At 61.9% G+C, this 25,929-nt stretch carries 16 protein-coding genes; 8 read left to right on the top strand and 8 right to left on the bottom strand.

Features of this window, described 5'->3' with window-relative positions; translation table 11 throughout:
• Positions 1–54 precede the first annotated feature (54 nt).
• Positions 55–4,593, top strand: coding sequence for a glutamate synthase large subunit (gltB, locus tag ACROHD_RS16010; protein WP_432679282.1), 4,539 nt, complete (start codon positions 55–57; stop codon positions 4,591–4,593).
• A gap of 94 nt (positions 4,594–4,687) precedes the next feature.
• Here gltB and serB read toward each other — a convergent pair whose 3' ends face one another.
• Both serB and ACROHD_RS16020 read right to left on the bottom strand, forming a co-directional pair.
• On the bottom strand, positions 4,688–5,566 hold the full coding sequence (gene serB, locus ACROHD_RS16015; RefSeq protein WP_432679283.1) for a phosphoserine phosphatase SerB: 879 nt from the start codon (positions 5,564–5,566) through the stop codon (positions 4,688–4,690).
• Positions 5,567–5,632: 66 nt separating this feature from the next.
• Complete coding sequence (locus ACROHD_RS16020) at positions 5,633–6,481, bottom strand: c-type cytochrome (RefSeq protein ID WP_432679284.1); 849 nt, start codon at positions 6,479–6,481, stop codon at positions 5,633–5,635.
• Positions 6,482–6,747: 266 nt separating this feature from the next.
• On the opposite strand from ACROHD_RS16020, the gene ACROHD_RS16025 reads away from it, so the two are divergent.
• The 4 genes from ACROHD_RS16025 (at position 6,748) to ACROHD_RS16040 (ending at position 11,396) form a co-directional block, all read left to right on the top strand.
• Positions 6,748–7,902: a phosphoserine transaminase gene (locus ACROHD_RS16025; protein ID WP_432679285.1), complete on the top strand. Its 1,155-nt coding sequence runs from the start codon at positions 6,748–6,750 to the stop codon at positions 7,900–7,902.
• A 112-nt stretch (positions 7,903–8,014) separates the two neighbouring features.
• A complete protein-coding gene (gene serA / locus ACROHD_RS16030; protein WP_432679286.1) occupies positions 8,015–9,610 on the top strand; it encodes a phosphoglycerate dehydrogenase in 1,596 nt (531 codons plus the stop codon).
• A 96-nt stretch (positions 9,611–9,706) separates the two neighbouring features.
• Complete coding sequence (locus ACROHD_RS16035) at positions 9,707–10,153, top strand: MarR family winged helix-turn-helix transcriptional regulator (RefSeq protein ID WP_432679287.1); 447 nt, start codon at positions 9,707–9,709, stop codon at positions 10,151–10,153.
• 67 nt (positions 10,154–10,220) lie between these two features.
• Entirely contained in the window at positions 10,221–11,396 is a 1,176-nt protein-coding gene (locus ACROHD_RS16040) for an acetyl-CoA C-acyltransferase family protein (RefSeq protein ID WP_432679288.1), read from the top strand.
• Positions 11,397–11,514: 118 nt separating this feature from the next.
• Here the strand turns inward: ACROHD_RS16040 and ACROHD_RS16045 are convergent, their stop codons facing one another.
• The 3 genes from ACROHD_RS16045 to ACROHD_RS16055 all read right to left on the bottom strand — a co-directional run bounded on the left by ACROHD_RS16045 (position 11,515) and on the right by ACROHD_RS16055 (position 19,536).
• Positions 11,515–11,895, bottom strand: coding sequence for a hypothetical protein (locus tag ACROHD_RS16045; protein WP_432679289.1), 381 nt, complete (start codon positions 11,893–11,895; stop codon positions 11,515–11,517).
• A gap of 181 nt (positions 11,896–12,076) precedes the next feature.
• Complete coding sequence (gene pbpC, locus ACROHD_RS16050) at positions 12,077–14,122, bottom strand: penicillin-binding protein 1C (protein ID WP_432679290.1); 2,046 nt, start codon at positions 14,120–14,122, stop codon at positions 12,077–12,079.
• On the bottom strand, positions 14,119–19,536 hold the full coding sequence (locus ACROHD_RS16055) for an alpha-2-macroglobulin family protein (protein ID WP_432679291.1): 5,418 nt from the start codon (positions 19,534–19,536) through the stop codon (positions 14,119–14,121). Before ACROHD_RS16055 ends, pbpC begins: the two co-directional genes overlap by 4 nt.
• A 158-nt stretch (positions 19,537–19,694) precedes the next feature.
• On the opposite strand from ACROHD_RS16055, the gene ACROHD_RS16060 reads away from it, so the two are divergent.
• A complete protein-coding gene (locus ACROHD_RS16060) occupies positions 19,695–21,818 on the top strand; it encodes an ATP-binding protein (RefSeq protein ID WP_432679292.1) in 2,124 nt (707 codons plus the stop codon).
• 66 nt (positions 21,819–21,884) lie between these two features.
• Here the strand turns inward: ACROHD_RS16060 and ACROHD_RS16065 are convergent, their stop codons facing one another.
• Positions 21,885–22,895 carry an asparaginase gene (locus ACROHD_RS16065; protein WP_432679293.1) on the bottom strand — a complete coding sequence of 337 codons (1,011 nt, stop codon included), beginning with the start codon at positions 22,893–22,895 and terminating at the stop codon, positions 21,885–21,887.
• 179 nt (positions 22,896–23,074) lie between these two features.
• On the opposite strand from ACROHD_RS16065, the gene ACROHD_RS16070 reads away from it, so the two are divergent.
• Together ACROHD_RS16070 and rlmN are read left to right on the top strand one after the other, a co-directional pair.
• Positions 23,075–23,602 (top strand): invasion associated locus B family protein, encoded by a 528-nt coding sequence (locus tag ACROHD_RS16070; RefSeq protein ID WP_432679294.1) that lies wholly within the window; start codon positions 23,075–23,077, stop codon positions 23,600–23,602.
• Between the two features lie 74 nt (positions 23,603–23,676).
• Positions 23,677–24,864, top strand: coding sequence for a dual-specificity RNA methyltransferase RlmN (gene rlmN / locus ACROHD_RS16075; RefSeq protein WP_432679295.1), 1,188 nt, complete (start codon positions 23,677–23,679; stop codon positions 24,862–24,864).
• Between the two features lie 80 nt (positions 24,865–24,944).
• Here rlmN and ACROHD_RS16080 read toward each other — a convergent pair whose 3' ends face one another.
• Positions 24,945–25,124: a hypothetical protein gene (locus tag ACROHD_RS16080; protein ID WP_432679296.1), complete on the bottom strand. Its 180-nt coding sequence runs from the start codon at positions 25,122–25,124 to the stop codon at positions 24,945–24,947.
• A 152-nt stretch (positions 25,125–25,276) separates the two neighbouring features.
• Entirely contained in the window at positions 25,277–25,879 is a 603-nt protein-coding gene (locus tag ACROHD_RS16085; protein ID WP_432679297.1) for a L,D-transpeptidase, read from the bottom strand.
• Between the last annotated feature and the right edge of the window lie 50 nt (positions 25,880–25,929).

Raw genomic sequence — 25,929 nt, forward strand, 5'->3', positions numbered from 1 at the left:
ACAGCAGATTATCGGACGGGCCGCGGCCCGATCCCCCGTGAAAGGAGAGCCTCAATGACCAAATACGATGCATCTTGGGTCGCCGCCGAAGAGGCCAAGCGCAAGTGGATGGCAGAGAACGGCATGTATATCGAGGAAGAAGAACATTCTTCCTGCGGTGTTGGCCTTGTCGTGTCACTGGATGGCAAACCGACCCGTCAGGTGGTTGAAGCGGGGATTACCGCGCTCAAGGCGATCTGGCACCGGGGCGCGGTCGATGCCGATGGTAAAACCGGCGATGGCGCAGGCATCCATGTGCAGATCCCGGCCTCGTTCTTCTATGACCAGATCCGCCGTACCGGGCATGAGCCCGACATGGATGTTCTGATGGCCGTCGGTCAGGTCTTTCTGCCTCGCAGCGATTTCGGGGCACAGGAAACCTGCCGGACCATCGTGGAAAGCGAAGTTCTGCGGATGGGCTACTACATCTATGGCTGGCGCCATGTGCCGGTTGATGTGACCTGTCTGGGGGAAAAGGCCAACGCGACCCGGCCCGAGATCGAACAGATCCTGATTTCGAACTCCAAGGGCGTGGATGAGGAGACGTTCGAGCGCGAGCTGTATGTCATCCGCCGCCGGATCGAAAAGGCGGCTGCGGCTGCCGGTGTCAGCGGGCTTTACCTGTGTTCGCTGTCCTGCCGGTCGATCATCTACAAGGGTATGATGCTGGCTGAGCAGGTTTCGGAGTTCTACCCTGATCTTCAGGATGACCGCTTTGAGTCGGCCTTCGCCATCTATCACCAGCGCTATTCCACCAACACCTTCCCGCAATGGTGGCTGGCACAGCCCTTCCGCATGTTGGCCCATAACGGCGAGATCAACACGCTGAAGGGCAACCTGAACTGGATGAAAAGCCACGAGATCCGTATGGCGTCGTCCTATTTCGGGGATCTGGCAGAAGACATCAAACCGATCGTGCCCGGCGGGTCGTCCGACTCGGCGGCGCTCGATTCCGTGTTCGAAGTGCTTGTGCGAGCTGGCCGTAATGCGCCCATGGCCAAGACCATGCTGGTGCCCGAGGCCTGGTCCAAGACCTCGACCGAGCTGCCGCAGGCGTGGCAGGACATGTATGCCTATTGCAACAGCGTGATGGAGCCGTGGGACGGACCCGCCGCGCTGGCCATGACCGATGGCCGTTGGGTCTGTGCCGGGCTGGACCGGAACGGGCTGCGCCCGATGCGCTATGTGGTGACGGGCGAGGGCTTGCTCATTGCAGGGTCCGAGGCGGGCATGGTGCCGGTAAACGAGGCGAACCTGATCGAAAAAGGTGCGCTTGGGCCGGGACAGATGATTGCCGTCGATATGGCCGAGGCGAAGCTTTACCACGACACCGAAGTCAAAGACCTGCTGGCCGCCAGCCGCCCGTTTGGCGATTGGGTGGAAAAGGTCGTCGACCTTGGCGAGCAGACTGAGGGGCTGACGGAATCGGCGGCCTTCGCCGGGCATGAGCTGCGCCAGCGCCAGATCGCGGCGGGCTATAGCATCGAAGAGCTGGAACAGATCCTTGCGCCGATGGCCGAAGACGGCAAGGAAACGCTGGCCTCGATGGGCGATGATACGCCCTCTGCGGTGCTGTCCAAGCAGTACCGGCCGCTGAGCCACTTCTTCCGCCAGAACTTTAGCCAGGTGACGAACCCGCCGATTGACAGCCTTCGGGAATATCGGGTGATGAGCCTGAAGACCCGCTTCGGCAACCTAAAGAACGTGTTGGACGAGGACAGCAGCCAGACCGAGATTTTGGTGCTGGAAAGCCCCTTCGTGACCAACGCCCAGTTCGAGGCTCTTCTGAGCCAGTTTGGCGAGAGCGTGGTCAATATCGACTGTACCTTCCCGACCGGTGGCAGCCAGGGCCTGCTGCGCGAGGAACTGGCACGCATCCGGCGCGAGGCGGAAGATGCCGTGCGGTCCGGTGCAGGCCATCTGGTTCTGACCGATCGGGGCCAGAGCGAAGATCGCATTGCAATGCCGATGATCCTTGCGACCAGCGCCGTACATAGCTGGTTGACCAAGCAGGGTTTGCGCACCTTCTGTTCGCTGAACGTGCGGTCTGCGGAATGCATCGACCCGCATTACTTCGCCGTGCTGATCGGCGCGGGTGCGACCACCGTGAACGCCTATCTTGCGCAGGACAGCCTTGCCGACCGGATCGAGCGGGGCCTGCTGGATTGCAGCCTGACCGAAGCGATGGCGCGCTATCGCAATGCGATTGACCAGGGCCTGCTGAAAATCATGGCCAAGATGGGGATCTCGGTGATCTCCTCTTATCGCGGAGGTCTGAACTTCGAGGCCGTTGGCCTGTCCCGCGCCATGGTGGCGGAATATTTCCCTGGCATGATTTCCCGCATCTCGGGCATCGGTGTCAGCGGTCTTCAGCGCAAGGCCGAGGAAGTGCATGCCAAAGGCTGGCTTAGCCAGACCGACATTCTGCCCATTGGCGGCTTCTACAAGGCGCGCCGGTCGGGCGAGAAGCACGCCTGGGAAGCGCAGACGATGCATATGATGCAGATGGCCTGCAACACCGCGTCCTACGAGATGTGGAAGCAGTATTCGGCCAAGATGAAGGCGAACCCGCCCATTCATTTGCGTGACCTTCTGGACATCAAAGCGCTGGGCAAGCCGATCCCGATTGAAGAGGTGGAAAGCATCACCTCGATCCGCAAGCGGTTTGTCACGCCGGGCATGTCCCTTGGCGCGCTGAGCCCAGAGGCCCACAAGACGCTGAACGTGGCCATGAACCGGATCGGCGCGAAGTCTGACAGTGGTGAAGGCGGTGAAGATCCGGCGCATTTCGTGCCGGAACCCAATGGCGACAATCCCTCTGCCAAGATCAAGCAGGTGGCGTCGGGCCGTTTCGGCGTGACCGCCGAATACCTGAACCACTGCGAAGAGCTGGAAATCAAGGTGGCGCAAGGCGCCAAGCCCGGCGAGGGCGGCCAGTTGCCCGGCATGAAGGTCACTGACCTGATTGCAAGGCTACGCCATTCCACCAAGGGCGTGACGCTGATTTCGCCGCCGCCGCACCACGATATCTATTCCATCGAGGATCTGGCGCAGCTGATCTACGACCTCAAGCAGATCAACCCGCGCTGTAAGGTGACAGTGAAGCTGGTGGCCTCAAGCGGCGTCGGCACGATTGCTGCCGGCGTGGCAAAGGCCAAGGCAGACGTGATCCTGATCTCGGGCCACAATGGCGGTACGGGTGCATCGCCCGCAACCTCGATCAAGTTCGCGGGTCTGCCGTGGGAAATGGGCCTTACCGAGGCACATCAAGTGCTGGCGATGAACAACCTTCGGGGCCGCGTGACGCTGCGCACCGATGGCGGGCTTCGCACGGGCCGTGACATTGTCATGGCGGCGATGATGGGGGCTGAGGAATACGGCATCGGCACTGCCGCGCTGATCGCCATGGGCTGCATCATGGTGCGTCAGTGCCAGTCCAACACCTGCCCGGTGGGCGTGTGTACGCAGGATGAAAGCCTGCGCGCCAAATTCACCGGTAACGCCGACAAGGTGGTAAACCTGATCACCTTCTACGCGCAGGAAGTGCGGGAATTGCTGGCAAGCATCGGTGCACGGTCGCTGGATGACGTGATCGGCCGCGCCGATCTGCTGAGCCAGGTCAGCCGTGGGTCCGCCCATCTGGACGATCTGGACCTGAACCCGCTGCTGATCACCGTCGATGGATCGCAGAACATCGTTTACGACCGGCACAAGCCGCGCAACGCGGTGCCCGATACGCTGGACGCGCAAATCGTCAAGGATGCGCACCGCTTCCTTGAAGATGGTGAGAAGATGCAGCTGTCATACGCCGTGCAGAACACCCTGCGGACCATTGGGACGCGGACGTCGAGCCACATCGTCAAAAACTTCGGGATGCGCAACGCGCTGCAACCCGACCACCTGACGGTGAAGCTGGAAGGCTCCGCCGGGCAGTCGCTCGGGGCCTTTGCAGCGCCTGGGCTGAAGCTGGAAGTGTCGGGCGATGCCAACGACTACGTGGGCAAGGGCCTGTCTGGGGGCACGATCGTCGTGCGGCCCGCGCAGGTCAGCCCGCTTGCCGCGGATGAGAACGTGATCATCGGCAATACCGTGCTTTACGGCGCGACCGATGGGTATCTCTTTGCCGCTGGCCGGGCCGGGGAACGGTTCGGGGTGCGGAACTCTGGCGCCAAGGTGGTGATCGAGGGCTGCGGGTCCAACGGTTGTGAATACATGACCGGTGGCGTTGCTGTGATCCTTGGGTCCATCGGCGCTAATTTCGGGGCCGGGATGACGGGCGGTATGGCTTATCTTTACGATCCCGAGGGCACCGCGCTGGAGAACATGAACCTGGAAACGCTGGTGACCTGCCCGGTCACGGTGGATCACTGGGAAGACCAGCTGCATGGCCTGGTGGCGCGTCACGCCGCCGAGACCGGGTCGCGCAAGGCATCCGATATCCTTCAGCATTGGGACGAGGAGAAGGGCAACTTCCTCCAGATCTGCCCGAAAGAGATGCTGAACAAGATCACCCATCCGCTGGGGATTGAGGAGAAGGCCGTTCCGGCGGAGTAAGCTCTCAGTTCATGAACGCAAAACGGGCCCTTCGGGGCCCGTTCTTCTTTGGGGTGAAGCGAGCTGCCGGTTGCAGCCCCACTTCGTCCAGAGATCAAGCGCTGGCGAAATCGCTGTCGGCATAGCCTTGCAGGTACAAAAGCGCCGTCAGGTCGCCATGGTTCACGCGGATATCGCATTCGGCCTGAACGGATGGTTTCGCATGTAGCGCCACGCCGGTGCCTGCAAGCCCCAGCATCCCAAGGTCATTGGCCCCGTCGCCTACGGCGATCACGTCGGCGGGGGTGATGCCTAGCCGAGCGGTGATCTGGTGCAGCGCCTCGATCTTGGCTTCGCGTCCCAGAATCGGGCGGCCCACATCGCCGGTCAGATGACCGTTCTCGGCCAGCAGTGTGTTGGCGCGGTTTTCGTCAAAGCCCAGATCGGAAGCGACGCGTGCAGTAAACGCGGTGAAACCACCAGAGACGAGCGCCGCATGGGCGCCGTGGGCCTTCATGGTGGACAGCAGAACCTTGCCGCCGGGCATATGGGTGATGCGGGTTTCGAGAACGCGGGTGATCACGCTTTCGGGCAGGCCCTTCAGAAGGCCAACCCGTTCTATGAGCGCCCCTTCGAAATCCAGCTCGCCATTCATGGCGCGGGCGGTGATGTCTTTCACGCGTTCACCTACGCCCGCCTCATCGGCCAGTTCGTCAATGCATTCCTGCTGAATCATGGTGCTGTCCATGTCGGCGAGCAGCATCTTCTTGCGGCGGTCCTGGCAGGGTTGAACGACCAGGTCCACGCCTTCCGATTGCAGATTGTCCCAGACCTCCCACCTATTGGCGGGGATTGTGGGCAGGGCAAATTCAGCGGCCACATCGGGTGACAGCCACAGCGCATCGCCACCGCCCCAAGCGTTACGAAGCGATTCGACCAGTGCGCCCTCGAGTTTCGGGGTCGCGGGATTGGTCAGAAGTGTTGCGATGAACATGGGTGTGCCCCCCGTGGCCTGCGTTTGGTGCGCATAAACCACGGGGCGGCGCCGATTTCCAGAGGATCAGCCTGCGTCAGGAAGCGGCGGCAGGCTGCGCAGGTAGAGGATGATTGCGGCAAGATCGTCGCCGGTCATGTTCGCAAAGAAGCCATAGGGCATCGGCGGGAACATCGGCGTGCCATCGGGCCGCATTCCTTGCGTGATCATCGTGGCGATTTCGTCATCCGAATAGCCGGCCAGACCGTCTTCGTGGCTGGTGATGTTTGATGCAACCGAGATGCCCCACGGCCCATGGAACTCGAACCCGCCACGACCCAGATCGGTCTCAACCATCGGCCCCATCGGACCCATCGGCGTGTGGCATTCCAAGCAGTGGGCCACCGGTCCGGCGAGGTACTCGCCATATTCTACCGTCACACCTGCGGGGATGTCGGCGACGCTTTCCACAGGCGGGCCGTAGGCGGGAGGCAGGGGGATGTTATAGGCGGACTGGCCCGGGTCGTGGTCGACGCCGGGAACCGTGCGCAGATAGGCGACGATGGCTGCAAGGTCGGTGTCTGACAGGCCGCGGTAGAAGGTAAATGGCATAGGTGGGCCAATGACCGATCCATCCGGGCGAATGCCTTCGCGGATTGCGCGCGACAGTTCTGCATCGGTCCAGTCGGCAATGCGCGAGGCCGGGGTGATATTTGGGGCAATGGCGGTGAACATGTCATTGGCTTCAACCAGCCGCCCGCCAAGGTCCTGCCCTTCAATGAAACCAGTTGGGCCCATGGGCGAGTGGCAGTTGCCACAGCCTGCGGGGCCAGTCACGAGATACGCGCCACGGGCAACAAGATCATCGTTCTGGGCAGCAGCAGGCGCGGCGAGCAGAACGGTCGCGGCCAAGGCCGCCTTTGTCAGTTTGTGCATTTGGTCCTCCCGTCATTCGGCCCGTTATGACGTTTGAATTGGGCCGTGTTTCCACCTTAGCACGAAAAAGGACTGCGATGTCGAAGTGTTACCCGGATGGGTTGTGTTTCCGCACGTTTCCGATCGTGAACGCGGTTGGCGCATTATTTGCCCAAAACGACGCCTTTGCCGAATTTTCCGACTTGTGTGTCTCTGCCTCTGGACGTAATTCCGGCGGTGGGACACCCCTCCCCAACGAGGGGCGCTTATCTGGAAGGATACCAGCGATGGTAACGAACACCCCGGCTGCGCGGCCGGCTAACCCGCGTTTTTCCTCTGGCCCTTGTGCCAAACCCCCCACCTGGACTCTTGATGCATTGAAGGACGCGCCCCTGGGCCGCAGCCACCGTGCCGCTATTGGCAAGGACAAGCTGAAGGCTGCCATCGAAGGCACGCGCGAGATCCTCGGCATCCCCGCAGATTACAAGATCGGCATCGTGCCCGCATCCGACACCGGCGCCGTTGAGATGGCGCTTTGGTCGCTACTTGGCGAACGCAAGGCCACCATGATCGCCTGGGAAAGCTTTGGCTCTGGCTGGGTCACGGATGTGGTCAAGCAGCTGAAGATCGACGCAGAGGTGAAAACCGCCGACTATGGCCAGATCGTTGACATGGCGTCGGTCGATTATGACACCGACGTGGTCTTCACCTGGAACGGCACCACGTCCGGCGTGCGTGTGGCCAATGGCGGTGTGATTCCCGCAGATCGTGCCGGGCTGACGATCTGCGATGCCACAAGTGCCGCCTTCGCGATGGATCTACCCTGGGACAAGCTGGATGTGACGACGTTCAGCTGGCAGAAAGTGATGGGTGGTGAAGCCGCGCATGGGATGCTGATCCTGTCCCCCCGCGCGGTTGAGCGGCTGGAAAGCTATACACCCGCATGGCCGCTGCCCAAGATCTTCCGCCTGACCAAGGGCGGTAAGCTTATTGACGGCATCTTTACCGGTGCGACGATCAACACGCCCTCGATGCTGTGTGTGGAAGATTACCTGTTCGCGCTCGACTGGGCGCGTGAGGTTGGTGGCTTGGAAGGGCTGATCGCCCGCTCCTCCGCCAATGCCCAGGCTGTCTGGGATTTCTGCGACCGGAACGACTGGATCGCCAACCTGGCTGAGGATGATGCAACCCGGTCTAACACCAGTGTTTGCCTTAAGTTCACCGATGATCGGATCGTTGATGGCGCTGTCTTCGCCAAGGCCGTGGCCAAGCGGCTGGAGGCCGAGGGCATCGCGCTTGATATCGGTGCTTATCGTGACGCGCCCGCAGGTCTGCGGATCTGGTGCGGGGCGACGGTAGAGACCTCGGATATCGAGGCCATGCTGCCCTGGCTGGAATGGGCTTTCGAGGCCGAGATCGCCGCGCAGGCCAAAGCTGCCTGAGCCAAGACTGTCACCCCCGCGCAAGCGGGGGGCTTTTCCCATATTCCTCTGCCCTGCGAGATCCCCGTTTTCACAGGGATGACAGGCAGAACCCGACAAAGGACATAACCCAATGGCCCCCAAAGTTCTCGTATCCGACAGCCTCAGCGAAACCGCTGTCCAGATCTTCCGCGATCGTGGCATCGAGGTGGATTTCGAACCGAAACTCGGCAAGGACAAGGACGCTCTGCTTGCCCGGATCGGTGAGTATGACGGCCTTGCCATCCGCTCTGCCACCAAGGTGACGGAGAAGATCCTCGAAGCCGCCACCAACCTGAAAGTGGTTGGCCGTGCCGGGATCGGCACCGACAATATCGACAAGCCCGCCGCGTCCAAGAAGGGCGTGATCGTCATGAACACCCCGTTCGGCAACATGATCACCACCGCCGAACATGCCATCGCGATGATGTTCGCCGTGGCCCGTCAGATCCCCGAAGCCAGCGCCTCAACCCATGCCGGCAAGTGGGAGAAATCCAAGTTCATGGGGGTCGAGCTGACCGGCAAGACGCTGGGCGTCATCGGGGCCGGCAATATCGGTGGCATCGTCTGCGACCGGGCCCGTGGCCTGAAGATGAAGGTCATCGCCTATGACCCGTTCCTGTCGGAAGAAAAGGCCGACAAGATGGGTGTCGAAAAGGTGGAGCTTGAGGAGCTTCTCAAGCGCGCCGACTTCATCACCCTGCACGTGCCGCTGACCGACCAGACCCGCAATATCCTGTCTGCGGAAAATCTCGCCAAGACCAAGAAGGGCGTTCGCATCATCAACTGCGCACGCGGCGGTTTGGTCGACGAGGTCGCTCTGGCCGAGCTGCTGAAATCTGGCCATGTGGCGGGCGCGGCGTTTGACGTCTTCTCGGTTGAACCGGCCACGGAAAACCCGCTCTTCAATCTGCCCAACGTGGTCTGCACGCCCCACCTTGGCGCGGCGACGACCGAGGCGCAGGAAAACGTGGCGCTGCAAGTGGCCGAACAGATGGCAGACTATCTGCTGACCGGCGCCGTTCAGAACGCGTTGAACATGCCGTCCGTGACGGCAGAGGAAGCGAAGGTCATGGGCCCGTGGCTGAAGCTTGCGCAGCATCTGGGCAGCTTTGTGGGACAACTGACCGACGAAGCCATCGACGAGATCCGCATCACCTATAACGGGGTTGCCGGGACGATGAACCTTGAGGCGCTGAACTGTGGCGTCATCGCGGGCATCATGAAAGCGGTGAACCCGGATGTGAACATGGTGTCGGCCCCCGTCATCGCGCGCGAACGCGGGATCGAGATCTCCACCACCACGCAGGACAAATCCGGTGCGTTCGAAGGCTATATCCGGCTGGAGGTCGTGACTCCGCATCGCACCCGGTCCATCGCGGGCACGGTCTTTTCCGACGGCAAGCCGCGGTTCATTCAGATCAAGGGCATCAATATCGACGCCGAGATCGGCGAGCATATGCTCTACACCACCAACGAGGACGTGCCGGGCATCATCGGTACGCTTGGTCAGACCATGGGTGAAAACGGCGTGAACATCGCGAACTTTACCCTGGGCCGATCCGGTGCTGGCAAGGATGCCATCGCGCTGCTGTATCTCGATGCGCAGCCCCCGGCCGAAGTGTTGGAGAAACTGCGCGCAACCGGCCTGTTCCAACAGGTAGCGCCAATGCAGTTCGACGCAGCCTAAGCGGCCCGACTGTAACCCCAAAAAGCCCCGGCCAATCGCCGGGGCTTTTTCTGTTCTGACTTGCAGTACGAGCCGGTTTCGCCCCATCCTTGGAGCATGAACACCAAGAAGCCCTTCGTTTTGGATGATTTCCTGCCCTATCAGCTGGCTGTGGTCGCCGAGCGGATCAGCCGCCAGTTCGCCCGCCACTACCGGGAAATGTTTGGCCTGTCCCGATCCGAATGGCGTGTTGTTGCGCATCTGAGCCAGCAAACCGCCGTATCCGTCAGGGAAATTGCAGCGCAGGCGGAACTGGACAAATCCAAGGTCAGCCGCGCCGTGTCGCGGTTGGAGGAGATGGGGTATATCACCAAAACCGCCTCTCCCGCCGATCGGCGACTGGTGGTTCTGGCGCTGACCGACAGTGGCCGCGCTATGGTCGATGCGCTGACACCGATTGCAGAAAGCTATCAGGACGAAGTTCTGCATTCCCTCGCGTCAGATGCGGACGGATTCCAAAGCGCGCTGAAACGGCTCATGGCGGACCCCGCGCAGCGCGGGTAAAACAGCGTTCAGGGGAATTTGACACACGGCCCGCCGCAGGGCGGGTTACAGTCTTTGGAGGACTATAATGACCGATATCGTGATCCTGTCCGGTGCCCGGACAGCTATTGGCACGTTTGGCGGGTCTCTGGCTGCGACACCCCCGATTGAGCTAGGCACCATGGCTGCCAAGGCTGCGCTGGAACGGGCCGGTGTGGACGGCAAGCAGATCGGCCATGTGGCCTTTGGCCATGTGATCAACACCGAACCACGCGACATGTACCTGTCCCGCGTGGCAGCGATGCAGGCCGGTATTCCCGACACCACGCCCGCAATGAACGTGAACCGCCTGTGTGGGTCCGGGTTGCAGGCCATCGTGTCGGTCATGCAGAACCTGATGCTGGGCGACGCCGAGTTTGGCCTTGCAGGTGGTGCCGAAAGCATGAGCCGCGGGCCCTACATTGTGCCTGCCATTCGTTGGGGCCAGAAGATGGGCGATATGAACGGCACCGACATGATGGTCGGCGCACTGAACTGCCCCTTTGGCACCGGTCATATGGGGGTGACGGCAGAAAACGTCGCAGAAGAACATGACATCACGCGTGAGCAGATGGATGCCTTCGCCGTGGAAAGCCAGAAGCGGGCGCTTGCCGCGATTGAAGCGGGTTATTTCAAAGACCAGATCGCCCCGGTCGAGGTGAAGGTAAAGCGCGATATGGTGCCTTTCGACACCGATGAGCATCCCAAGGCGTCCACCATGGAAACGCTGGCCGGGCTGCGGGCGGTGTTCAAAAAGGACGGGCGCGTAACAGCGGGCAATGCATCGGGCATCAATGACGGTGCCGGTGCGCTGGTCCTGGCCCGCGCCGATGCGGCTGAGGCTGCGGGCCTGAAGCCCCGCGCGCGGATCATCGGTTATGCCCATGCCGGCGTGCGTCCCGAGGTGATGGGCATCGGGCCGGTGCCTGCGGTTCAGAACCTGCTGGCGCGCACGGGCCTGTCTGTCACCGATTTCGATGTGATCGAATCGAACGAGGCTTTTGCCGCACAGGCGCTGGCGGTGAATAAGGGTCTGGGGCTCGACCCCGCCAAGGTGAACCCCAATGGTGGCGCGATTGCACTGGGCCATCCCGTTGGCGCGACCGGCGCGATCATCACCGTCAAGGCCCTGCACGAGCTGGAACGCACCGGCGGCAGCAAGGCGCTGATCACCATGTGCATTGGCGGCGGTCAGGGCATCGCGATTGCGATCGAACGCATCTGATCTTGCAAGCAAAACATGAAAAACCCCCGGCGCCACATCGGCATCGGGGGTTTTTTGTTGGAACCGGCGGGATGGGGAGAGGGGCACCCTGCCGGTTCCGGCCCGTGAGTGATGGGCATTAGTCTTCGAAGCGCGTTTCTTCGGCCAGTTCGGCGAAGATGCGGGCTGCGACGTCGTTGTGGCCGAAGCTCTGGGTCGAGATCACCTCGGTGCCGCTGTTGTTCAGGTAGGCGACGAGGGCGTGCTCATCATCTTCTGCGGCATTGCGGATGCGGGCGTCGAAGGCAATCGAGCCGTCAACCGGGCCAGCGCCGCCGTTCAGGATAAAGGCCACCTCGGCATGATCGTTGTCAGACAGGGCCTGGCTCAGGCGAACAAGCTCAGAGGTTGAATAGACGCCGGGTTCAACACCAAGCGATGCGGCAAGGTTGTCGGATGCGAAAGCGGCGGGGGCGGCCAGAGCGGCGGTGAGGGCGGTTGCAAGTGCGATGGTTTTCATGGGTCTTTCCTTTCAGGTGTCATTTGTTGTGCATGTGCGGTTGAAGGCGTTGTGCCTCCGATGACACTCAACTTAGGGCGCCTGTTTCGGTGTTTGAACCAACGAAGGCGAGATAATCGCGTGATAATGGTGCGCTAGTGCACATACGACTCCGCGAGTCAGCCCAGACCGTCACGCCCGGTTACGGGCCCGTGATTTCCAGAAACACTGTGGCCACCCGTCCGCCTGAATCGATCACGGTCAGGTCAACAAAGCCTGCATCGGGTGTTCCAAGGTCAACCTCTCGGTCATGCGCCCCGATTTCCACCGGGCGGCCGTTCCAAAGCCACGTATAGGGCGGCGTGCCCCGGTCCACCCGCGCCACCAGGGGCAGTCCTGGCTGACTGGCCAAAACCGCACCATCGGGGGGAAACGTGATTTCGGGCGCATTTGGATCGGTGGTGGCGGCGGCGCGGCTTGCAAAGCGTTGCAGAGGTGCCGGCAGTTCTGAATGGCTGACGGTCAGCGCACCAGGCGGCGGCGCTGGCAGCGGTGTCAGGCGCGGGGCGACGCGGGCAAAGGCCTCGAACAGCAGCGGCGCGGCCACATCGGCCCCGAAGGCACCGGGGACCGAGGCCCCGTCGGCGCGCCCAAGCCAAACCCCCACCACATGCCGCCCGTCATAGCCAAAGGCCCACGCATCGCGATGGCCGTAGCTGGTGCCGGTCTTGTAGGCCAGCCCGTTGCGCGGCGCGTTAGGGGGCGGGATCATGTCGGACAGGATGTCACCCACATACCAGCTGGCCACAGGCGACAGCACCTGCACCGGTTCGCCCGCGCGGTCGCCCTGCCGGTAGTGCAGGGGCACATAGGCCCCGCCCGAGGCCAGCGCACCATACATGCGCATCAGGTCTTCCATCGTCACGCCGACACCACCAAGCGCCACCGCCAGCCCCGGTTGCCCGGCGGGCAGTTCCGGGTTCATGCCCGCGCGACGCATACGGTTCATCAGCTCTGCCGGGCCCAGTTCCTCCAGCAGGGACGCGACGGGGATATTAAGCGAGGCTTGCAGCGCGCGACGTACGGATAGTTCGCCCCGGAATGCACGGTCGAAATTCAGCGGGGCGTAGCTGCCGAACCGCGTGGGGCGGTCCTCGATCAGGCTTTCGGGGTGGATCAATCCTGCCTCGAACCCCAGCCCGTAGATCAGCGGCTTTAGGGTAGAGCCGGGACTGCGCAAGGCTTGTGTCATATCGACGAAACCTTGCAACGGGTTGTCGGAATATTCGGCGGACCCGACCGAGGCCAGAACCTCGCCCGTCTGGTGATCCATCACCATGATCGCGGCGTTCAGCCGGTTGCCCTGACCGCGCACAGCTTCCAGCGCCAGCGCCTCCATCTGTGCCTGCAAGGTCGCGTTGATCGTTAGCCGATGCTGGCCGGTGGGGTCTTGGGCCAGCATTCGGTCCGAAAGGTGCGGCGCCAGAAGTGGAAAATCGCGGCGTTCGGTTGGCAGGGCTTCGGCCATGGCCCATGTCACCTCCTCCTCCGACAACACACCAAAGGTCAGGGCGCGGGCCAGCACCCTGTCGCGGGCGACATGGGCATTGTCCGGGTGACGGTCGGGGCGGCGGCTGTTTGGGGCCTGCGGAATGGCCACCAGCAGCGCAGCCTCGGCGGTGGTCAACTGCCCCGGTTCCTGTCCGAACCAAGTGAGCGTTGCGGCGCGAATGCCCTCGATATTGCCGCCATAGGGTGCGAGATGCAGGTAGAGAGTCAGAATCTGATCCTTGCTCAGCTGACGTTCCAGCGCCAGCGCCAAACGGATCTGCCGCAGCTTGCCGCGCCACGATCCTGTGCCGCTGTCTTCAAGAAGCCGAGCAACCTGCATGGTGATGGTGGAGGCGCCCGAGACAATGCGCCCGTTGGTGAGCGCCTGCCACCCGGCCCGCGCCATGGCCCGCCAATCGACTCCGGCGTGATCGTAGAAGCGGCGATCCTCGAAGTTCAGCAGCAGTTCGATGAATTCCGGGTCCACCTCGGCCAGAGACACGGGTAGCCGCCAACGCCCATCCTCAACCGTGTAGGCGCGCAAAAGCGTGCCGTCGCGATCCAGAACCTCAACCGAAGTGACAGGCACCAGTGGTGGAATGACGGTCGCCTCAATCCACGCATCGAACCGGTTCCAGGCCAGTCCGATTACCAGCAGCAGCGCCGCCAGCCAGAAGAATGGCCTTGCCCGGATCACTCGGTAATCACCACATGGCCGGACGCCGTCTGTGCCCGGAAGGCGGGGCGGTACATGTCTTCGACCGAGGCGGCCGGGTGGTGGAAACTGCCGGGCGTGACCGCGCGCACGATATAGGCCAGCCGCATCAGATCACCCCTTGTGTGCGTCACTGCGGCAAGGAACCTGTCCTGCCGAAACTCCGTATGATCGGTGAAGTCGGTCACGTCCAGATCGCTGAGCGACCCGATATCGCCAGCGCGCAGCAAGTTGGGATTGTCGATCTCGAACCCTGCTGGCAATGGGTCGTTCACCATCAGCCGCGCGGTGCGGTCGGTGAAGCCCAGGACATTCAGCACCACGACCAGCCTTGTCCCGACAGTGACCTCGGACGGGTCGGCGGGCAGGCCATCCAGAGTCATGTAACTGCGGGTGATGCTGTAGCCATTGCCGCCCGCCTGCGTGTCGCCCTCGGCCTGACCATAACGGGTCAGCGTCAGGGTTTCCGGTCGGTCGCCGGTGTTGGTCAGCGTCCGGGTGGTGGTATCACTTGCTTCCAGCACTTCGATCAGCGGACCATCGACCTCTGTTCCGTTCAGGGTCAGAGACGACAGTCCCTCCATGTCAATCAGCGCATCGGCGGCCAGAAGGCTCCACACCGCTTCCTGGGTAGAGACATTGGCACTGGGTGCTGGCAATGCAGCCGCCAACGCATCCAGCGGGATCGCCTGCGACCCGGCACCAGCAGCGAGCGTCAACAACGCCGTGGCATCCCGTCGTCTGGTGCCGAAATCCGACCGCCATCCGGTCCGCTCTGACACGATGCTTTGGGTGATCAGCAGTTCATAGCCCCGACGGAACATCGCGTCGGCCCGTGGTTGATCTCCATACATCGCCAGCGCAGCCCCAAGCTGCCCAAGCGCCAGCGGGGTGGCGAAGGCATCGGCCTTTACGTCTGCATAGTAGCGCAGGTCGCCTATGGCTGCCGCGCCTTCCCGCGCCAAAACCATCAGCGAATAGGCGATGGATTCACCCCCTTCCTCAAAATCAGGGGCGGTGGCGACATGGTTGCGCAGCGCGTCCAGCGCGGATTGGAAGGCGAGGTCGGGAACCACATAGCCCTCGGCCCGTGCGCGCGAAAGGAAGTCGGTGACATAGGCATCGAGCCATGGATCGCCGGAATAGGCGCCCCACAATCCGAAACCGCCATTCGCGGCCTGATTGACCAGCACCGCGTCGATGGCCTGCTGGATGCGGGTTGCCAGATCGCCGGCATGGTCAAGATCCAGCGCCTCGGCCACGTCTGCCATGTACAGCAACGGCATCGCCTGACTGGTCACCTGTTCGGTGCAGCCATAGGGGTAGCGGTCGAGCATCTGTAAAAGGCCCGGTGCATCGAAGCGGGCGAGGGGCCCTGCGGACAGGGTCGCGCGGCCCGTGCCGGGGCGCAGACCCGCGAGAACAGACGCATCGAAATCAAGGCTGTCGCCCGGCGCCAGCGTGAAGCGAGAGGTCACAGCGGTGACGGGGTCGTTCGACTGAACCACCAGCCTCAGCGTCCTAGACAGGCGTTGCCCGTCCGGGGTGACAAGCGTCACGTCCACCTGTTGCTCGCCAAGCTGGTCCAGCGCAAAGAGCGGCACGCGCAGGCGTTCGGTCTCACCCTCCTCCAGCGTCACGGCAGAGAGGATAGAGCCGATGTTCAGCCCATCAGATGTCTCGATCTCGATTGGCATCAGGCCGGTGGGGCCCTCTGCATGGGTCACTTCCAGCAACAACCGCGCGGTGTCGCCGGGTGCCATGAAGCGGGGCATGGAGGCGGTGACAACCACCGGATCGCGAACCAGAACATCGGCCTCTGCCTGACCAATCCCCGCCCCGTTCCACGCCATCGCCATCACGCGCACGGTGCCATTAAAGCTGGGGATGTCAAAGCTGACACGCGCCAGCCCGTCCGCATCCACCGTGACGGGGCCAGAATGGAAGGCAACCAGCGCCTCGGTCGGGGGTGGGGCCTGCATCCGCATCCCGGCATTGGCATCGCCGCCTTGCCGGATCGCCCCGGGGTCTCCGCCGCCGGAGATCAGCCGTCCGTAGAGGTCGCGGATGCCGACGCCAAGGCGACGCTGACCAAAGAAATGTCCCATCGGGTCGGGGGACTGGAAACCGGTCAGGTTCAGGATACCCAGATCAACGGCCGCGATGCTGGCATATACCGTATCGCCCTGTTCGGCATTGCCAACGCGCAGCGCCACCTCCAGCGGGCCACGGGGGGCGGAGGTGATCGGGGCTTCCATCACCACGTCCAGCGCGCGCGGGCCGGGGTTGACCGTCGCATGGACCAGCCCGAGCGACCGGGCGGGCATCTGTGCAGGCAATCCTTCCAGCGGGCGCAGCAGGGTGGCGGTGACATATGCGCCGTTGCCCCAGTCCTCGGTTACGGCCAGCGGGAAGGTGTCAGGGTCATCGCCGATGGTGACAAGTTCCTGATGGATTAGCCGGTTCGACATGACCCGGACCAGGACCAGCCCGCCGGATCGCGGAACGATACGCAGCCGCGCCTCGTCGCCTATGTCATAGCTTTCGGAATCGAGTGAGACCTCCAGCAGATCGGGTGTGCCGGTGCTGTCGCCCTCACCATACCAACCGGCGCGGAACCCTATCGAAGACGCGGTATAGAGACCATCGGTGCTTTCCACCCGCAGTTCATAACGCCCCCAATCGGCAGGCGCGCCAATCTCTAACGGGTCAGCTCCAAGCACCGCGTCACCGGTTGCGATCCGGGTACGGGTTGTGACTGGTTCCCAGTTCCAGCGCCCGTTCTGAGTGTACCATTGATAGCGCCGTTCGACCCTGTTCAGTGTCCAGCGCACCGGCAATTCCTCTGCCCCAACAGCGATCAGGTGAAACTGCGCCTCGGTGCCTTCGGGAAGGGTGCCGTCAAAGAGCTGGCGAATGCCGATCAACGTGCCTGTGGGTTCAAGCGCACGGGTAATCTGGCGTTCCACCGGACGGCCAGAGCCTTCGGTCACACGGGCGACGATGGTCACTTCGCGCGGGTGCGGGGTGCCGGTGAGCTCGGGCAGGCTTAGCTCCAGCCGGGCCGCACCGGATGCATCGGTGCGTTCGCTGTCGGGCAGGCCGCTCAGGGATGTTCCGACCGGGTTATCATGGCGGCCAAAGCGGTAGCCGGGATAACCCGCGAGTGTCGAAACACCCCGCAGAATGCGTTCGCCCTCGATCGGCAGATCGCCCGCAGGGGCACCGAACAGGTAATCCGCCTGTAGGTCCAGAAGGATGGGACGGTTCGCGGGCAGGGGCCCGTCTGGCAGGGACAGATCGACATCGATCCGTTCAGGCAGGAAATCCTCGACCAGCAGGGTGCGGCTGGCAAGCGGCTGCGCATCCGGGTCTGCATGGATGGCCAGCCGCCAGGTGCCGCGCGGCACATTCGGGCCAAGGGGCATCTGCCAGACGAAGCCGCCCGCGCCGGTCTCGCTCAGCACCATTCGGCTGTATTCGACTCCATCTGCCCGGGTCAGGATCGCGGTCAATGGCAAGCCAGACAGGGCGCGCGACTGCCCGTCGCGGGCCAGCGCGGTGGCGTGAATGGTCTCTCCTGCGCGGTACGCACCACGCTCGGTGGTCAGAAACAGGTCAATCGGTGGCGCGGCGGGTCGGCCTTCGACGCCCCGGTCGGACAGGTCGAACTCTGCTTCGCGCAATGAGAGGAAGGCGAAGTCCTCGGCCTGTTCCACGGTGATCATCGCAGGAGTGGCCCCGGCGCGCCCTGCGGTCAGATCGGCAGGGAAATGCACGCGGCCCTGCCGGTCGCTTTCCAGTTCCGCCAACACCCGGTTTGATTCAGAAACCAGCCGTACAACCGCACCCTCTACGCCTGAAGTATCGGCCAAAGATCGCAGGATCACATGAACGCCATCTGTGCCGGATACGGCAGAAATCCCCAGGTCAGAGACGAAAAACCACTGTGTTGCCGTGGGTAGGTCACGTCCCTCGGGCCCGTCGATCCGGGCCTCTAGCGCATAGAGGCCGGGGTCGAGATTGGCCATGACCTCGCCCATGGGCAAGCTGGTGGTGACGTCCTGATTCAGCCGGTTAGAGACCTCTCCAACCCCTTCCCAGACAGTTTCAGCCAACTCTGTCGAAAACCGGCTTACTTCCCACTGGTTCAGGGGGCGCCCGAAATAGTCGTCCTGAAGCGTTCGCACGATGTTGCGATCCGTGACTGAATAAAGTCGAAGCGCGACCTCGTCGGTGTTCACCGTCACAATGGGCAACGACCCACCCGCAAGGCGCGGCAACACATAAGCCCGACCGGGAAAGCGTAGGGCAGGCGACCGATCACGCACATAAAGCCGCAGTGTGGCGGGGTTGCGCAGGGTCTCGCCCGAGGCGGAGGGCAGGCCCGCGCGCAGGGTGAATTCATAGCGCTGCCCGTGTTGCACACCGGAGATGCAGAATTGCCGGTCCTCAGCTTCGACCGACAGTCCGTTCACGGTGGTTTGCAGAAAATCGGCATGGGTGACACCGCCTGCAATGTCTTCCGAGAAGATTGCGCAAATGCGCGGCTCGGCGGCATCGTTCTCAACCCTCGTGCTGGTGACACGGAAGCCATAAAGCCCGATCGCGCGGTCAAGCTCTGCCTCCAATGCGTCTGACGGGGCCTCGGCAATCGCTAGCCGCAGAGCGAAGATCATGTCGCGGCCACGGTTGCTGTCTTCCAGCGCGCGGGCGATCAGCGCGGCAGCATCAGACAGGTCCTGTCCGGGATCGGCCCGCAGGGCGGCATTGATACCCGCGCGCAGGGCGGTGCGGGTCAGATTCCTCTGTTCGGATCGGCTGGAAGTCTCAATCTCTAGCGCCAGGCGGGCATATTCCAGCCAGTGCGCGGGATCGTCGGTGATGGTGATGGCAGAGCCATAAAGCCGCATGGCGCGCAGAAACTCGCCCTCTTCCAGACGCTGAAGGGCGGTGTCCAGAATACGGTCTGCCGTCCATGTTCCGGCATAGTGCCGGTTGGCCAGGGTCGTGGCCTGAGCACGGGCGTTGGACAGATCCTCCGCCGTCAGGAACCCCAGTTGGTCCAGCCGCGCCTCCAGTCGGGCCAGAACGACAGGGTCGGTGTTGCGCACTGTGGCGGACATGGCGCCGTCAAAAGACTCCATCGCCAAGACGGCAGTTTTTGGAAAACAGACACTGTTTAGGCTGTTGTAGGTAAAGGCCACGCAGTTCGGATCGGCCATGCACGCACGAGAGCAGGTCTCGAACGTTGTGTCATAGATCGGCGTAATGTCTGCGCCGGGAAAATCGGTGTCTTGCGTGATTGCAAAGAAACGCTCGGCAACCGGCCCGTTCTGGGCGGTGGCGACAAGCGGAAGCAAGGACATCAAACCAGCCACGACCAATGCGCGCATGGGAACCTCCTGATCAGAAATTGTATCAATAAAAAATCTTTCAGCCATGCTGCCACGGTCAGCCGCCTTAGTCCATGCCGCCCCGTTTTCCTTAAGACGATGGTAAGGAAACCGGCGTCATTCTGCCGGTTCAGGTTTGGATTCGCGAGAGACAGGGCATGGACGGCACCAGCTTCGACGACCGTTTGGCGCGGGAACGCCGGGCGCGGCTGGCCGCTGAACGCCTGCTTGTCCAAAAGCAAGAGGAACTGTTCGCCGCCAACCGAAAGCTGGCGCAGCAGGCCGACAGGCTGTCCGATCAGGTGATCGAGCAGCGCGAAGAAAACGCCGAACTGGTCGGTGAAACCACCCGCGCCCGCGCCGATCTGGAAGTTGCGACTGAAAAGGCAGAACGGGCAGAGCGTCGGCTTTGGGACTCTCTCGATATCATCGAAGATGGCTTTGCCATCTATGACCGGTCCGGCAGGCTGGTGGCCGCCAATGGGGCCTTTCTGAATATCTTCGAGGGCATGGTCGAGGTTGGGCCTGGGGCCAGCTACAATTCGATCCTTCGCATTGCTGTGGACGAGGGGTTGGTTGATCTGGAGGGTTCACATCCTGACGATTGGGTGGATGACCTGACCGCCCGGTGGGAACAAGATCCGATCCCGGAACGCACCGTCAAACTGTGGAATGGTGGCTATATCAAGCTGGTCGACAAACGCGCGCCCGGTGGCGACATGGTTAGCCTGATGTTGAACATCACCCAATCCATTCGCCGCGAACGTGATCTGTTGGAAGCCCGCGATCAGGCAGAAGCGGCGAACCGCGCAAAGTCTGCCTTCCTCGCGAATATGAGCCACGAGATTCGCACCCCGATGAACGGCGTGGTCGCCATGGCCGAGCTGCTGCGCGAAACCGATTTGGACGAGGATCAGCGCCAATGCGCCGACACGATCCGCAACTCCGGAGAGGCGCTGCTGGAGATCATCAACGACGTCCTCGATTTTTCGAAGATCGAGGCCGACAAGCTCGTTCTGCATTCCGAAGCCTTCGATCTGGAGGATCTGATCCGTGAGATCTTCCGCCTGCTGCGGCCGTCCATTCAAGGGCGCGATCTGCGGTTGTTGTTGGATTATGATATCTTCCTGCCCGAAACCCTTGTGGGCGACCGGGGGCGGGTGCGACAGGTGCTGACCAACCTGATCGGCAATGCCGTCAAATTCACCGATGCTGGCCATGTCCTTGTGCGGGTCATGGGCGAAGTGGTGGAAAGCGATCAGGTCACTCTGGTGATCGCGGTGGAAGATACCGGTATCGGCATCGCGGCTGATAAACAGGCGCATGTGTTTGGGGAGTTCAACCAGGTCGAGGATCAGGCGAATCGCAAGTATGAGGGCACCGGGCTGGGTCTGGCGATTACGCACCAGCTGGTGCAGATGATGGGTGGTGACATCTGGTTGGAATCGGAACTGGGACAGGGTGCAACCTTTGCCTTCCGCCTGATCCTGCCGGTGGCCGAAGGAGAGGTTCCCTGCCCGGTGTCGCCTCTGCCACCAGAGCTGGCAAATGTTGCGCTCATCGGCCCGGACACGGGCGCGCGGCGCTTGGTTGCGCGGCAGTTCCTCAAGCTGAAAACAGAGGTTCAGGTCGCAGAGAGAGCGGAGCAGATTACCGGAACCCCGAACCTGATGATCCTGACCGAAGACGCGGATGACGACCGGCTTGGCGCCGCCCCGTGGCCGGTGATCCGCTGCCTGTCCGACCGTCGTGCCGACCCGTCGGCTGCGATCCCCGAGATCACTTTGGAAGTGCCCTTGCGCGAGTTCAGGCAAGCAGTTCTGGATATGGTGGACAAGATCCCTCCTCGGCCAGAGCCTTTTCGGCAAGACGCACCGCGAAAGCTGCGGTTGCTGGCAGCGGAGGACAACAAGACCAACCAGATGATCTTTCGCAAGATGATCAAGGCGCTTGATCTTGAGTTGGTGCTTTCGAACAATGGGCTGGAAGCCTGGGAAGCCTATCGCGCGGAACGGCCAGACCTGCTGTTCACTGATATTTCCATGCCCGAGATGGACGGGCTGGAACTGACCCGCCGGATTCGAGCGGATGAGCAGGAGAGGGGGCTCTCGTGTTTGCCCATTGTTGCGATGACCGCGCACGCGATGGATGATCACGAGGCAGAGATTGTCGCCGCGGGGGTGGATTATTACCTGACCAAACCGCTGAAAAAGGCCGAAATTATCGGCAAGCTGGAAATGCTCCGCCCAGAAGGGGTTCGTCCGCTGCGGGAGGAGAGCTGAATGTCACTGGATGTCGCCGTCTGACGGTGTCGGCCCCAGAAATACATGCATCAGACGGACGCTTGGTCAGAGCGTCCAATCTGCAAACGACCCCGACAGCCGGTATTCCCCGGTCACGATATCCCGCCGGTTGCGGATCGGGCCGTGGGTGTAGGTGCGGGCCGCCGGGTGATGTGCGTCAAGAACACCAAGTCTGGTCAGGATGTGGGTAATTGCCGCTTCGGACCCTCGGGTTGTCCCGTCTTCGATCTTCAGGGCAACGCCGATGCGCCGTTCCGGCACAATCGCGATGAATACGGCCTCGGCCCCGGTTTTGACCGATGCGCGCCCGCCCATGGCGCGCATAAGGGCGGTACAGGACTTTCCTTCGCCGGCCACCAGGACCGGATGTGCGGCCATTGCGCGGGTCAGCCGGTGCATGGCGCGGTCGCGTGCATCACCTTCGCCCGTGGCCGCCGCGAAACGCCCCATGGCGCGGGCCAGTCCGGTGACGGACGTGGCGAAGTTGGGGGCGGAACAGCCGTCGATGCCGAAACCGGGCGTATCCTCGCCCGTGACCTCTTCGAACGCGGCTTTCACGGCCAGTTGAACCGGATGGTCAGGATCAACGTATTCCGGCCCGGCCCCCAGATGTTTTGCCAGCGTCAGAAACCCGGAATGCTTGCCGGAACAGTTGTTGTGGATCTGGCAGGGCGAAGTATCGGTCTTGATCAGCGCGGTCCGTGCGTCAGGGTCGCCCGGCATCTGCGGCCCGCACCGCAAGGCTGTCTCGGGGTCAATCCCCAGGCCCCCCAACCACTCCGTCACCATATTCGTGTGGATCGCCGCCCCGTTATGGGATGCGCAGGACAGGGCCAGTTGTGCCTCCGACAGGCCAAACGCCTCTGCCGCGCCGCTTTCGATGAGCGGAAGCGCCTGGATCATCTTGCAGGACGACCGGGGCAGGATCACAGCATCGGGGTTTCCCCAGCTGGCGAGAACGCCATCGTCGGCGCCCCACACAACCGCATGGCCACGATGGATGCTTTCGCGGAACGGTCCGCGCCAGACCTCGACCAGTGTTTCCGCTTCAGCCATGCAGTTTTCCTCCGTCCAATCAGGGGTTCCGGCAATTTTCCGCTACCGGGGCTTTTCCCCAAAAGGATTTTCAGGTTAATCTCCGCTCGCAGTTAGAAGTGGGCGGGGTTCGAGTGCAAGACCTGACGAACAGGCCGGACCCCAAACCAGAGGCAGAGACGGCTGGAGGCTGGATCAAGATGAAGAATTGGGTTGCTGGATTGGTGATCGCACTGGCGTTTTCGACGCCGTCGTTTGCCCAGGACACCGAGGAATCCGAAAACCGCGTAAATGCGGAGACGGATTGGAGCGTGTTCGTCGAGGATGACCCGACACAGTGCTGGGTCGTATCCGCGCCGCGTGAAACCGTGAACACCCGCGATGGCCGTGTTGTGGCCGTGCGCCGGTCGGAAATTCTGCTGTTTGTCAGCTACTGGCCGTCCGAAAGCCGGATGGGTGAGGTTTCCTTTACCGGCGGATATCCGTTTGCAGATGATTCCACCGTGACGATGGAGATTGGCAACTCGACCTTTGAACTGTTTACCGACGGCGAATTGGCTTGGGCTGCGTCCGAACAGGAAGACGCCCGGATCATCACGGCCATGAAGCGTGGCTCCGAAGCGGTGCTGACCGCCCGGTCGGCACGAGGCACGCAGACGGTTGATACGTTCTCGCTGCTTGGCTTCACTGCTGCGGTTGAGGATGCGGAAACCCGCTGCGGCGGCTGATTTTCTGCAAATACAAGGTTTGCCTTGAGGGGCGGATGCTTATATGTGTCCGCATCCCATCTCGGAGCTATGCCATGTCCGCCAGCGCCCCCATCACGCAGGATGTCCTGACCATTCCGCGCAAACTGCCCGACGGCCCCACGAATATTGTGGGTCTGACGCGGGATCAATTGCGCGCGGCGCTGATCGCGGCAGGCACGCCTGAAAAGCAGGCCAAGATGCGGGTCAACCAGATTTGGCAGTGGGTTTACCACTGGGGCGTGCGCGATTTTGACGTGATGACGAACCTCGCCAAAAGCTATCGGGCCGATCTGGCCGCGCATTTCGTGATCGAAGTGCCAGAGGTGGTCAGCCGCAATGTCAGCGCTGATGGCACCCGAAAATATCTGGTGCGGATCGCGGGTGGGCACGAAGTAGAGGTCGTCTATATCCCTGAAACTGATCGCGGGACGCTGTGCATCTCTTCCCAGGTTGGCTGCACTCTGACCTGTTCCTTCTGCCATACGGGTACTCAGAAACTGGTGCGTAACCTGACGGCTGGTGAGATTGTTGGTCAGGTGATGGTGGCGCGTGACGATCTGGGCGAATGGCCGGAACCGGGCGAGGGCACCGGCGACAACGGCCCGCGTCTGTTGTCGAACATCGTGCTGATGGGCATGGGCGAGCCGCTTTATAACTTCGAGAACGTGCGTGACGCGATGAAGATCGCAATGGATCCCGAGGGCATTTCGCTGTCGCGCCGTCGGATCACCCTATCAACATCGGGCGTGGTGCCCGAGATCGCCCGCACCGCAGAAGAAATCGGCTGCATGTTGGCCATTTCCTTCCACGCGACCGAGGATCAGACCCGCGACAAGCTGGTGCCGATCAACAAGCGCTGGCCGATCGCAGAGCTGCTGGACGCGCTGCGCGCCTATCCCAAACTGTCGAACTCTGAGCGAATCACATTTGAATATGTGATGCTTAAGGATGTGAACGACACGGATGAAGATGCCCGCAGGCTGGTCAAGCTGATCAAGGGCATTCCGGCCAAGATCAATTTGATTCCGTTCAACGAATGGCCCGGTGCGCCCTATGAGCGATCGGACTGGGAACGGATCGAGAAGTTTGCCGACATCATCTACAAGGCGGGCTATGCCAGCCCCATTCGCACCCCGCGGGGCGAGGACATCATGGCCGCTTGCGGGCAGCTGAAATCCGCTACGGAACGGGCGCGGAAAAGCCGGGCTCAGATCGCGGCAGAGGCCGGGCTGCCTGAGTAAGCCCTGTTTTTACAGCACCAAAACGTGAAAAAGGCGGCCGATGAAGGCCGCCTTCTTCTATTCTGTAGTCGGTGACTGAATTAGTCAGCCATTGCAGCTGCGATCAGGATGATTGCCAGCAGGGGAACCAGGACGCCACCAGCGGAGGACGAGGTGTCTTCCACGATTACGACGGGTTCCAGAACAGGCTCCACGTAGCCGCTAGCAAAAGCGGAGGTGGCGGCAACGGACAGAGCGGCTGCGAGTGCGAGTTTTTTCATAGTATCCTCCAAGATACGCCCCAAAATTTTTCGCGCGGTATTACGCATAGCAGGGCACCCAAGACTGTACCTCGTAACTAGGTTTAAGCAGCAAAGCCTTGGGATTGCAATGCTGGGAAATCGCCCCGAACCCCAAGATCGCAAATTTGTGGTCAAATAAGCAACACTTGGGTGCCAACACGGGCCAGTTCGAACAAATCTGCGATATGTTCGTTGTAAAGGCCAATGCATCCGTTCGAACTGCGCCGCCCGATCTTGCGTGTGTCGTGGGTGCCGTGGATGCGGTAATAGGTCCAACCGAGATAAAGCGCATGGGTGCCCAATGGGTTATCTGGGCCCGGGGCGACATATTCGGGCCATTCCGGGTTGCGTTCGCGCATCGCCGGTGTCGGGCGCCATTCAGGGCCTTCGACCTTGCGGACAACGCTTGTCCGACCCCGGCGAGTCAGGTCTTCGGTGGCAGGAACCGAGGTGGGATACAGGCGATAAACTGTCTCCTCCGGGTTCCAATAGTGGAGTGCGCGAGAGGTGATATCGACCAGAATCGCGCCGTTGTTCAGGTTGTCGAAATAGTCCCGCCATTCCAGCGTGCGAAAGCTGGAAATGTTGTGCCGCACGGTCTGGCTGACATCGCGTTCCAGTTCCGTGCTGTCTTCATAGGTGGTGTCCTGTGCCAGTGCAGGGGTGGCGAGAGTCACGGCTGCCGCGCCTAGAAACAGGCGCCGGTTCAGATGTGGGATCTTCGGGTCGCTCATTGTTCGACCTCCGTAGGGAACTGCCTCTGGCGCGCAAAATAACGGCAATG

Origin of the sequence: Nioella aestuarii (assembly GCF_050896395.1) — a bacterium.
GTDB classification, from domain to species: Bacteria; Pseudomonadota; Alphaproteobacteria; order Rhodobacterales; family Rhodobacteraceae; genus Nioella; species Nioella aestuarii.